The sequence below is a fragment of the Streptococcus suis genome, from assembly GCF_046032535.1.
Lineage (GTDB): Bacteria > Bacillota > Bacilli > Lactobacillales > Streptococcaceae > Streptococcus > Streptococcus suis_AK.
In genome coordinates, this window is record NZ_JARQPL010000031.1 from 16,829 (window position 1) to 30,405 (window position 13,577).

Annotated in this window: 2 protein-coding genes; both read left to right on the forward strand. The window is 42.2% G+C overall.

Translation table 11 applies throughout. From position 1 onward, the window contains the following. Positions 1-435 precede the first annotated feature (435 nt). Positions 436-11,445, forward strand: a complete 11,010-nt coding sequence (locus P7J58_RS09095) for a SpaA isopeptide-forming pilin-related protein (RefSeq protein ID WP_408572579.1) — start codon at positions 436-438, stop codon at positions 11,443-11,445. Between the two features lie 177 nt (positions 11,446-11,622). Continuing rightward, a partial coding sequence (locus P7J58_RS09100; protein ID WP_408556357.1) for a SpaH/EbpB family LPXTG-anchored major pilin occupies positions 11,623-13,577 on the forward strand: 1,955 nt, incomplete at its 3' end.

The window sequence follows — 13,577 nt, forward strand, 5'->3', positions numbered from 1 at the left end:
TGTACGGTCTCGTCCAAGAAAATTTCAAAAACTTTTTCAGGATTCTCTGAAAATAGCTGATACTCATTTAAAATCAAAATTAGCTACCTACTAATCAAATTGTATATAGAGAATTTCAATTTTGAAGTTGTCGAAAAGAGAATGGCTAGTTAAAATCTATGATTTCCAATCTGAGCTTAGATATTGAAATTTTACACATAGAAATTGACCTCAATATGCTATTTTTGATTTTTGTTGAGTATGAAAAAAAGCGTGTTTCCATATATATATATATATATAACAGTGAAATTTGTTTGTTTTTTTCCGTAAACTGCTTTTATTTTTTTGAAAAATTTAGTATAATCAACTAAAATGCCAAATTAGGTGAAATGACAACATAATGACAACGTGATAAAGAATAATGATGAATATAAGTATATGAAATGGAGAAAAGTTATGAAAAAGGTAAGATACTTTCTTAGTTCTTTCTTATTACTTGTTCTATGTCTGGATATTATTCGGTTACCGATAACAATTTTTTCGGAATCAGTTAGTGCTACAACGCCACAAACCATTCGGACTAAGTATATAGAACATCTGAAGGAGGATGGTCAAAAGTTGACCATTAAGCTAGATAGCAGTCAAAAGCAGCTCGATAGGCTAGATGTGATTGTCCAGATTGAAGAGGGAGTTGACATCAGCAAGGGGCTTAGCTTGGTAGTCCAGAATGAATTAGAGCTGGACAGTCAGTTGGATGAGCAAGGAATGCTAAAGGAAAAACTTCCATCTGGTTTTGTCAAGGATGAAGACTATCGTGAAGAAGATGTGCCCAAGGAATTTCCTGAGCAGGAAGTTGCCCCAACAACTGCAACATCAGATCCATTAGCAGAACCCTTGCCTGTATATGGTTTAGGATATTACTCCCTCAAAATCAAGCCAGAGCCTGAACGCCATATAGAGTGGAAGGTAGATGAAGAGAAGCCTGAGCGGAGATACGAGGAAATTCTGCTACGCTTGAAGATAAAGAATCCGCTACAAACTGGTCAATTTATGGCCGTTCTGTCATCAGATTATAAGACCATCTTAACAGAAGACTGGAAAACATTTGAAGAACTGGTCAATAGGAATAGCACAGAGATGGTAACTGATTCTGTAGCCTTAGATACCTCACAACCAGTTTCGGAAAAATCGGTTGCTGAGACCGAGCAGCCAATTTCAGAAACTTCTGAATCGATTTCTGACAACACGCAGTCTAATCCAGTACCTGAAGGCGAAGAGGTGATACAAGAAGAACCAGCTTTAGCCATTCAAACAGCTAATCTACGCTTGGTATTACGAGAACATGAAGAAGGTGTCTTGCAACCTAGCAAGCCAATTGCAGGTGCAGAGTTTACTATTACGTCTATAGAAAATCCGGAGATGAGCCGTAAAGGTCGTACCAATGAACAAGGAATCTTGGAATGGCGAGATTTACCCCTAGGTGAGTATCAAATCAGTCAATTGTCAACAGCTCAAGGTTATGAAGTAGAGAAACAATTATCAGTTATTCAGTTGCAAGAAAGTGATGAAGAAAAAGTAATTCATGTTACCAATGCTAAAAAGAATGAGCTAGAAGGGCAGATTGGCAGTATGTTGCGCTCTGCTCGGACACGGAGAGCTGTTACAGAAGCGACCACTGACAGAACAACTACCATCATCAATAATCCAAATGGAACAACCACTACTGTCACGAAAGAAGAGGAAATCACCAAGTATATTTTTGATCCGATTCGATTGGTTATTCCAGGAATTTCTACGAATTTTAGTCAAAATGGTCAGCTACGGAAGAAAGAGATTAAAACCAATAGCAAGGGAGAGGCTACGGCGATTGTCTGGGAATATACGACGACGGTTACAGGAGCAGATCCAAGTTTTGTAAAAAAATTGGTCAATCATTTTTCAACAACCAAGGATTCAGGGTTAGGTGAGCCTAGAATTACCGGTTTAACAAAAGATGGGCAAGGTTTACAACGTCAACACATGCAAATTGCAGATGATGCCTTAAAATCTACCTATTCTGAATTACCGATTGAAAATGGAACCTATACCTATACCATTGAAACACCTATCACAGCACCACGGGATTATTACACCCTGCTTTATCACTCAGAGGCGAAAGTACAACCCAATAGACAAAGTCAATTTACCCAAGGCGGAGTGACCACCACCATTCAGGCCAATGAAGAAAAACGAATACCGACGTCAGGTTCCCTAAGTCTTCCTTCTCAAGACTGGGGAGGTCCCATGGGCAAATTACAGGCAGATACCGTTTACCTTTCCAACGGTGCCAATGTAGCTGGGGATTACACTGCTGAGGATAAGATAAAATGGGTACAATCCAATATCAACAATAGCAAGGAAAGAAGTAATTTTGATTTCAGCGTAGCAGTAGACAATTCGCAACGAATCGATAGAGTCACTGTAAAAATCTACGAACCGACAGATACTGGTTATCGGGAAGTGAGAGACGAGGTTGTTACCGTTCAGGGTGGAAGAGTGACTGCTAGCAATGTTCCACCGGGTGGGATAGCAGTAGTTGAAACGGAGACAACCGTCACCAACCAAAAAGTGAACCATACCTTTGTAGGAGCAGAATTGGCTGCCCTGAAAAAAGACTTGACCATCAAAAAGGTTTGGCTAGACAATGCTCCTGCAGTTGATGTGAATTTCACTGTAAATGGCGGTCGTTTTAATAACAGAACTCTTACCTTGAGAAGAGGTCAGGCACAGATTGTTGAACAAAATGTCTTAACCTATAGCACAAGTAGCAACCCTTTCAAAACAGGTAAAAAAATCTTTTATGATGTCAATGAAGTGGAACCATCAGGTTATAGCCTAGTAGCTGCAGAGCAGGACACCGAGGAGCTAATTTATACCTATAAGAATAAAAAGGATACTAGTCGACCTGCGCCAACCAATCCTGGTACTTGTTCCCACTATGGTATCACTTCTGTAAACAATACGGACATCAAATACTTCCGTTTGAGTGACGGTTGGCAGGGATTTGGCTCTCCTTTGCAGATGCAATTCAGGATTCCTGCCTATGCAGAAGAGGGAGATTATTTCGAAATCAAAATTCCTCGTGAACTGATTTTAAAACATGTGGCCAATCCTAATACGGTATGGAAACAAATTCAAGCCAATGGGAAACACGTCGCAAATGTCTACCATGTCGAGCAGGACAAACTTCGATTTATATTAACTGCAGAAGCCTATTCTGTAAATGATTACACAGGTAGTTTCTTTATCGGTGACGAAATTCGAGGTATTACCCACATCAACGGTAATCGGGTTTCAGGCAATCAAACCTACTATGATGGTGTAAACCCACGTATCGAATACTTCTTTGATCCAAGCAACCCGCTAGGTACGAAAGAAGTACGAAAAACCTTACAATTTGAAACCTTTTATCACGGCAGTGGCATGGAATGTAGAAAAACGGTTACCAACCAAACGACTGCGAATTATAGTGACAGCGAAATTATGAGGTTATCTGGATCGGTCAATAAATGGATGTCCTACACTGATGCAGATGAGATGGTTTGGGATGTTGTTTACAATGCTGCTGGTGGCGATATCTGGGGAAATAGTAGTCTCTACGGAAATAGTCGTAAGTTTTTTGAACACCTATCTGAAACCAACCAATTATACCACGGGAATAATCCAAATAGTTTTATTCAAGATATTGAGGTTTACTTAGTTGACGGAACGGCAGCAGGTGGTTATCGTTACGACACCATGCAAAAATTGACCCCAACTCAAGGGCTATTAAGAGGTCAAACCCAAGAATATAGACTTACAGGAACCAATGTAAAAGTTCATTTGACAGGAAGTAGTCAGGATTGGGCACCATCTAACTTTGTAGGTGCTAACAATCGCCAGTTTAGAAGCAAGTACAAGATAGAGTTTTATTATGAGGGAACTAATGTTGGACGAAAAGCAATTCTTGCAAAAGTACGTACACGTAAGATGATTTCCCCTACAGAGAACTATTTCTTTAATGCAGTGACTGCTAATCGATATACATGGTTAAATGGTGGTTCTACTCTAGAATATTACCGTCGGGAAGCAGATACATTGGCCTATGGTGGTGCCTATCCAGTGGACTGGTATTCTCTAAAATTACGCAAGGTAGGCATTGAAAATGGGCAGAGAAGACCATTACAAGGTGCAGTATTTACACTTAGTCGTGATGGGAAGGTTGTTCGGCGGATTACCTCAGATAATCAGGGGCTTCTAAACATTCGCGATGTTTATGCTGGAACCTATAAGTTACGAGAAGTACTTGCACCGACAGGCTATGCCTTGGATCCGACGGAGAAAGAAATCGTCATAAGGAACGCTGACAATATAACAATTGATGGTCAGCCATACAACATCAATACTCCGACTGATATTGTCAACACCAAATACATTTCTTTACAAATTGATAAATATACCCAAGGAGAAACCCGACGCCTGAAAGGAGCTGTTTTCCGCCTACGTAGTAAGGAAAATAGCCGCTACAGTGTGACCTTGGGAGAAAATACTTCTTCAGCTACCTTCCTCTTTACAAACCTCGCTAAAGGAAACTATATCTTAGAAGAAGTGACAGCTCCAGCAGGTTATAAAAAGATTACCCCAATCGAGATTGAAGTATATGAAGACGCAGGGGTTTTAAAAGTTCGCAAGGTGACAGATACCAATCATATCCAGTCTGGACATGTATTTGAAAGCAATGGTACCTTCCGCATGAATGTCGTCAACGAAGACATCAATCAGGAATTTACTAAGGTGAATACCGAGCGACAACCACTTGCGGATGCCATCTTTGAACTAAGAAAGATGAAACAGGGTGGCTATGACGTCATAAGGCGAGGTATCGCAACCAATACAGCTGGTAAGTTTAGGTTGAACAACCTACAACCAAATAGCCAGTATGAAGTTTGGGAGACCGTGGCACCTGAAGGCTATGAAAAACCGACAAGTGCCGTTGCCAAATTCCGAGTGACAGCAGACGGTCAGATTGAATTTACCGAAAATAGTTCTACTATCATCAATAGACGACCAGATAATAAGAAGTTTCAATTTAGAGTGGTGAAGGTCGATGCTGTAACCAATCAGCCAATCACAAGCCAGTCACGTATCGGTATTACTGACGCAGATGGCTCAGTTATTGGTGGGCAAGTAGCCAATTTTACAAGTGGAGGAACCTATACCTTCCATAACCAAAACCAGAATTTCGTTGCTGGAACCTACTATATCAAGGAATTTGCGGCACCAAATGGTTACAATATTCTGCCAGAACCGATTCCATTTACTGTCAACAACGATGGAACTTTCGATACAACAAACCCGAATTTGCTCATCAGTAATAAAGGCGGTAACCAGCCAATTACACTGGAAATTCGAGTGAAAAACTATAAGAAAGCTACCTTACGCTTCACCAAACGTATCAAGGGGATTGAGGATGTTCAAGGTGCTATCTCAGGCAATGTCACCTTCCGCTTGACCAAAGACAATGATAGTAGCTTTACTGCTGTGGAAAAAACACAGAGCGGCAATAGCGACTTCGTCATTGAAAATCTTGCTCCAGGTACTTATACCTTAGAAGAAGTAACTCCGCCGCAAGGCTATGTAAAGGAAAAATCTACCTATAAGGTGGAAGTGAGCAACGATGGCTCGATTAAATACTATAAACAGATTAATCAGGTATCCGTCATAAAATCTGAGCATTTTAACCGCTATATTAACAACACTACGGATGCCAATATGATTGATGGAAGTGATACGAGCGAACTCATCTTTGATACCAATGTCAATGGTCAGAGCAACATCCAAGCCGAAAGTTATTTGGGCGTTGATTTAGGCAGTACCCAGCGTGTGACCCATATTCGTGTCTTGCAAGGACGGGCAGGAAATCATGCCGATCGCATGGCCAAGGCTATTTTGGAATATTCGGAAGACGGTGTGACCTATACTGTCATTCAAAATGGCACAAGCAACCATTTCACTGATCGACTGATTGATTTGGATGTGTCCATCAATGCACGCTACGTTCGTATTCGAAATGCAGAGCTTGTTGTTAATAAATGGATGGCAGTGCAAGAGTTTCAAGTTCAAGCTGATGCCCAAACCATTCTATATAACCAAGCTGGACCAAATGGGAAAATCTTGGTCGGCAACATTCAAAATCCATCTATCGCCATTGTCAAAGTCAATCCACAGGATGAAGTCATGACAGGTGCAAACCTGACTGCTCGTTTCAAGCTCTATAAAGTTGCTAACGACACAACCTATCAGAATGTTTCAGAACGGATTCAAGACAGTGGATTGGTTCAAGAGTTCACATGGCAGAGTGGTTCAACGACTGCAAGTGTACTGTCTGCCAAGGAACTTGGACGGTATGCCTTGGTTGAAACGCAGGCACCGACGGGTTACAGACGTTTAAGCAATCCAATACTCTTGGACTTGTTTGAAACTGGTCAGTCTCATGACGGAAATAGGAATAAAGCCGTGACACGATTTAGAAAGGTCTACGATACAGAGTCAGACCTCGTCATTGATACGACCAATACAGTTAACGATAATACCATCAAATTGAAGGTGAAAAACTATCCTGACCGGTATCAACTCAAACTTCTAAAACGTGCCCTTGACGGTACTACTGGTCTGGTAGCTCGCTTTGAACTGTATGATAGCCAAGATCGGAAGGTCACTGAGGGACGGACAGACCGAGAAGGTAATAGCTATCTGTTTAGGGACCTCGCACCAGGAACCTATCGTTTGCGGGAAACTGAATCCCCAAGAGGTTACTATTTACACAATGATATTCGGGTAACGATTGGTGAGAGGGGAGAGGCAAGCATTGATTCGGGTAGTACAGAATTAGTGAGCATTGCTCCTGCCAATAGCCAGAATACCATTGAGCTAACTGTAAAAAATAAACCTTATACGGCATTTAGTATCGAAAAAGTCAGCAAACTTGCTCCAACCACTACTTTGATGAATGTCAAATTGGAAATCAAAGCCAAAGATGGAGTACTTTCACCTATCTTTAGTGATGATGCATGGCATAGGGAACACTATCGGGCTGAGATTGATACGGCTAATCGTGCTCTTCGTTGGTGGACAAGTGCAAAAGGAAATGCGGTCTTTAGTCTGCCAGCAGGTACCTATACGGTAACGGAATTGGAAGCACCAGCAGGCTATGAACGAATGGCACCGTTCGACATTATCATGACGGAAGATGGACAGGTGGTAGTTCCGACAAACAATGCACAAGTTGAGGTGGGAGAAAAAGACAATCGTGTTCATATCAAACTCACCAACATCTTCAAGCCTAAGATAAAGATTACCAAAGTCGACAGCCGTGATGCCAACCGTAAGCTAGCAGGTGCTCGCTTCAAGCTATTTGGACCGGATGAAAATACGCAGATAGGTCAGGAAGTGACGACAGGCACCAATGGTGAAGTCACCCTTCCGGGCTTGGAACCAGGTACCTACTATTTGCAAGAAAGTCAGCCTCCGGCAGATTATCAGGCCAATAGTCTGAAATACCGAATTGTCATTGCTGACAATGGTTCGGCTCAGATTACTAATGCTGATGGTAAGATTGAGGTTGGAGCTAGTCAAGATCAGGGTGCGGATAAGATTATCCCAATCACCGTGAAAAATGAGAGAGAAACCTATAACCTCAAGATTTTGAAACGGGATGCCCAGAATGCTCAACAAGGATTGATAGCGACATTTGGACTGTATAATGCAGATGGGATAAGTAAGATTACGGAAGGTCAGACCAACCCAAGCGATCATTCCTATACCTTTAGTCAGTTGCTCCCTGGCACTTATGTCCTCAAAGAAGAGACACCGCCATCAGGTTATATTCAAGTAGATCCAGTTCGACTTGAAATCACGCAGGCAGGTCAATTACGAATCCTGTCAGGAGATACGGAGCTTCTACAAGTTGGTGCATCAAGTGGCAATACGCTTCAACTGACGGTGAAAAACGACAGTAAGAAAACCCTGAGCATTTCCAAACGCATCAAGGGATTGGAAGACTTGCCGAGTCTTATCACAGGACAGATGACCTTTACATTGACCAAGGACAATGATACAACCGCAGTACCAGCCGTTCAGACACATGCTGCGACAGAAGACTTCGTGTTTACTAACCTGACCTACGGTTCTTATACCCTAGTCGAAACAACACCACCAGCAGGCTATATGGTCGAGCCGATTACCTATAAGGTATCCGTGAGTCGCTCAGGAGTTTCTCTCTATAAAGTAGCGAACGCAGCTCCGAGCGAACGTGTCACAGGTGCAACCCTCATCAAGTCCCCTGACTTATCCAATATCCAGTCAGGACAAGATGGAAATGCGATTGATGGAAGTGATACAACTTCTGTGACCTACCAGAATTTCAATGGTCAAGGAAATAATATTCCTGCTGGAGCCTATCTAGGGGTTGACCTACAAGGCGTCAAACGTGTTCGTCACATTCGCTACTACCAAGGCACTCAGCACAATCCGCTAGATAGATTCAACCGCTTCACACTTGAGTACTCAATAGATGGACGCACCTATTTCCCACTGTCTACTTATACAGTCAGTGGATTGGTCGATTTGAACACGGACATAGTGGCTCGCTACATTCGTGTGAGAAATGAAGACCGAGTAGAGCAGAAATGGTATGGGGTTCGTGAATTGACCGTCTCAGCTCAAGCTACAGAAACCGTTAACGCATTATCAACTGGTCGATATCCAATTGGCAATATCCAGCATCCTGAGATTCAAATCGAGAAGCAGGATATGAATAACCGTACTATCCAACAAGCAGTGACATTTAAGCTCTATAAAGTTCCAGATGATGCAACGTCACAAACGGTGACAGGCGCTCTGACAGATCAAAATCTTGTCCAAACCTTTACATTGACAAATGGTCAAGCAAGTCAGGCTTTACAAGCCAAGGTACTGGGACGCTATGCCCTTGTCGAAGTCGCACCGCCAACTGGTTATCGTGCTTTAGCTGGTCCAGTCTTACTAGACTTGCAGACACTACAGCGACCACACAGCGGAAGTCAGATGAAGACAGTGAGCCGCTTCAACCTCGTTGGAACAAATGATAAGGTTAGGATTGACACCACTACTGAAAATGTGCTGAAGTTCATCGTAAAAAATGAACCTCTGACCTATCATCTCAAGATACTCAAACGTGACGTCAATAATGCGGCGACAGGTCTTGATGCACGATTCGAGCTCTACAATGAGAACGAGACGAGGCCGCCACTGAGCCAAGGCAATACCACGCTGCCAGGAAACAGCCTCACCTTCCGTGATCTGCAACCGGGCACTTACGTCCTCAAAGAGGTCACAGCCCCAACAGGCTACAATCCGATCCAGAAAATCAAATTGACCATCAGTCTAGATGGACGAATTAGGATTGTGGAAGGACCACAAGACTTGTTGGAAAGTCAAGCTGTGAATGCCAATAACGAGATAGAACTTGTCGTCAAGAACAGACCATTTACAGATTTCAGTATCGAAAAGGTTAGCAATCTAGATCCGACAAGCAATTTGGCTCAGGTTCAGTTACAGATCAAGGCAAAAAATAATGGCCCAGCTCCGCTATTTAGCGATGATAATTGGCATATCCAACATTATCGAGCAACGATTGATACCGCAAACAAAGCCTTGACATGGTGGACCCAATCCAATGACGTTGGCAACGCTGTCTTTAAACTTCCTCAGGGAACGTATACGATTAGTGAGTTAGCTGCACCAGCTGGTTACGAATTGCTTCAACCGTTTGATATTATCGTTGGAGCAGATGGTCAAGTTCGGTTAGCAGACGGCGCACCGACCAATGCCGAAATCAATACCAAAGATAACAGGCTCAACCTCAAATTGACCAACATCTTCAAACCGAAACTGAAGATTATCAAGGTTGATAGCAGGGATGAGACTCGCAGACTTGCAAATGCAACCTTCAAACTCTTTGGTGGGGATGGACGCACGCAGGTTGGAAGTGACTTGGTGACAGGCGCTACTGGAGAGATAGAAACTCCAGCCTTGACACCGGGTACCTACTATTTACAAGAAACCCAGTCCCCAGCAGGCTTCCAGACAAATGGAACCAAGTACAAACTGATCATTACTGCGGATGGCACAACAACTGTAGAGAATGGCAACGACCTTATTGCTGTCGCGCCACTTTCGGATGACAAAGTCATTCAAATCACGGTGAAAAACAAGGTGAAGACCTATCTCTTGAAGATTAAGAAGCGCGACTATGATAATCCAACTAACGGAGTATCTGGTGCTCGATTTGCTCTCTATCCATCTGAAGGTCCAAACGCAGATGGTAGCAATATGGTGCAAGTGCTCAAAGACGGTCGTATGACAGCCCTTGTGGGTAGTAGCTATTCTCATGTAGATAATAATACGATTAATTTTCCAAATATCCCACCTGGAGAATACGTCCTTAGAGAGACACAAGCTCCGTCAGGCTACACAAAAATCAGAGATACGCGCCTTCAGATTGGGGAGGACGGACGCTTGACGCTCCTTGATGCAGATCAGGCTCTTGTATCCGTTGAGACAGGGCAGGGGGATACGCTTGTCATGGTTGCTAAAAACATTCGTACTTTTAACTTCCAAGTCAAAAAGATAGATAGTGCAAACGAGACAATTCTTCTAGACAATGCTCGCTTCTCTATCTACAAGACAGATGTTAACTGGACAAAAGGGGATACGGCATTGGCTCAAGGTGTGACAAGTGCTGGTATCTATCAGATTAATCTTGAACACGGATACTATATTCTGAAAGAAGAACAGGCTCCATCTGGCTATCTACTCAATCAGAAGGAGTACCGCTTCCAGATTAACCACGATGGTTCTATCCTTCTTCATAATCCTGACGAGACTGTATCATTGTCTCGAGCAGATACGAATCGTCTTGTCGTCTTTACTATGAAAAATACCCGAACAACCTCTCAGTTCAAGTTGGCAAAACGCTCGTATCGTGATTCAGCTCAGCGTCTAGAAGCGACATTTGAATTGAAAGAAAGTGGGAATGCACAAGCGATAGCAGTTGTTAAGACAACAACGACAACAGGAGATGAAGTTCTCTTTGACAATTTGCCAGTAGGGAAATCGTACATTTTGAAAGAGACGGTAGCACCAGACGGCTATCAAAAGATTGAAAAAGAAATCCATATTGATATAGGCGCAGATGGAGCCATCACTATCCAAGATGGAGGCGACCTCGTCAGTCTAGACAATACGGATCCTCACCTGATTATCGTGAAAAACCTCCGCAAAGGAGAATATCCGAAAACGGGTGGTATAGGAATTATTCCTTATATTGCATTAGGGGGGGTGATGATGTTACTGGCTCTTGCCGTCGAGCTAGGAAAAGAAAAACGTTGGAAACATATACGTAAATAGGCTACATATCATTTTATCTTTTATTACTTGGTTAACTGGTTTTGACGTACTTTAGTACAGTCTGCAGATTTTGACACGAACTGCGTTCGTTCGATTTCCACCCACCAACTATCTCCCAGATAGTTGGTGCTAGTAATAAAAGCAAACTGAAAGATTAAAAAAGAAAAGGAGAAAATAGTGAAAAAGTTAACAAAAGTATTCTCCCTTTTGACCGTTCTTCTAACGATTTTCGGTCCATTGGGAAATCTTCGACATTTAGTACATGCGGATGATACGCAACAAACGAAGGTTGTGGTGCATAAGGTCTTGATGAGTAAACAGGATTTAGAATCATTTGACCATGCTGCTAAGCAACAAACTCACAAGTATGATGGAACACAAATTCAACAAGGTACGTTCACAAACTATTTCGGTACAAGTGCGAAAGAAATTGAGGGTGTCAACTTTAAGGTTTGGAAGAAAGTTGATCAAGCTCAAGGTAATGTAACAAAAACAGGTGCTGAACTAGGAATTACCGGTGATGGTGCTGATGAACACTATCAAAAAATGGCTGATACTTACGGTACTAACGGGGTGAATACAGGTTCAGGTTCTACAGGTGCTGAGTTCACACTTCCAAACGGTACCTACATCTTTGTAGAAGACAAAGAAAACTCACCGTACTACAACAAACAAGGTGACGGTGCAGGTAGTGAATTGACAGAGGCTAAGGCAGTTCCTTTCCGTCTCGTTTTACCAGTTACTCGTCCAGATGGAACAGGATATTTTGATAGCACAAATAACCCTCTCCACGTTTATCCAAAGAACACAGAGGATAAGCCGACTGTGACCAAGCAGTTTTCAGACAATACCATGGGACCTAAAGATGTCACAATTGGTGAAGAAGTAACCTACAAAATCACTACTAAAATTCCAAAAGGTTCTTCTTATAAGACAATTGTCTGGGAAGACTTGATGGTTGAAGGTTTGGATTATAAACTAAATTCATTAGTCATTGCTTATAAAGAAGTTGAGAGTCTAGAGAAAGATACTCACTATACAGTGACTGAGGATAAACGTGGATTTATGGTGAAAGTAAATGAAACAGGTCTGAGGGCTATAGAAGAGGCTGCTAAGACTCAGGATGTTAACATCACTTTGACCTATAATGCTGTCCTAAACGACTCAGCTAAGGTTGATACAGAAATCCCTAACCAAGTGACCTTCCACTATGGTAACCGCCCACGTACAGATCTTTACAGTGAACCAAAACCAGTTACACCGAAAGAAGAAGGTGGTAAAGTAAAAATCCAAGTTAATAAGAATTGGACAAAAGAACAAGATAAAAAATTGGTAAAATTCAAGGTATATGAAAAGGCTACAGGTGTACTTGCTGGCGAATTTACGTTAGAACCTAACGAAACTACTAAAGAATTTAGCGACAATCTTAAAGCAGGTGTTGAGTATATTGTAGTGGAAGATACGACTTCTGGAACTATTCCATCGTATACTAGTGAAGGTGGAGACAAAGCTCACATTGTTACCGTAACCAACAACCCATCAGACAACCCACCACCGCTCACACCAGAAAAACCGAAAGTTATCACTCACGGAAAACGTTTCATCAAGACGGATAATCAAGACAACTTTGGTGGTGAAAAACTTCTCGGTGCAGAGTTTGTGGTAACGAATGGACAAAATCAATATTTGGCTTTGAAATCAGCAGATACCCAAGCGGCAGCATTGGCTAAGTACAAACAAGCAGAACAAGATTATCTTGCATCTGTGAAAGCAAATGATGGCCAAGCCGAAGCTAAAAAAGCTCTTCGCGATGCAGCCTATGAAGCACTGAATATGCAGTGGGAGTGGGTAGCAGAAAAAAATCAAGCCTTTACATTCATTTCATCTAAAGATGGTAAATTTGAAGTTAAAGGTCTTAAAGCAGGTCAATACGAACTTGTCGAAACAAAGGCTCCAGAAGGATATGCATTACCAAGTGATACGATTCCATTCCAAGTTAGCCGAGGTTCTTGGGGTGAAGGTGAAGAAGTAACGACTGCTAACTTCCAACAAGTGAAAAACAAAAAGATTACCATTCCACAAACTGGTGGCATTGGTACCCTTGTCTTCACAGTTGTCGGTTTGAGTGCAAT

What these genes read in the sequence shown, in the direction of transcription:
- P7J58_RS09095 (WP_408572579.1), top strand. Translation starts at nt 436, where the DNA reads ATGAAAAAGGTAAGATACTTTCTTAGTTCTTTCTTATTACTTGTTCTA.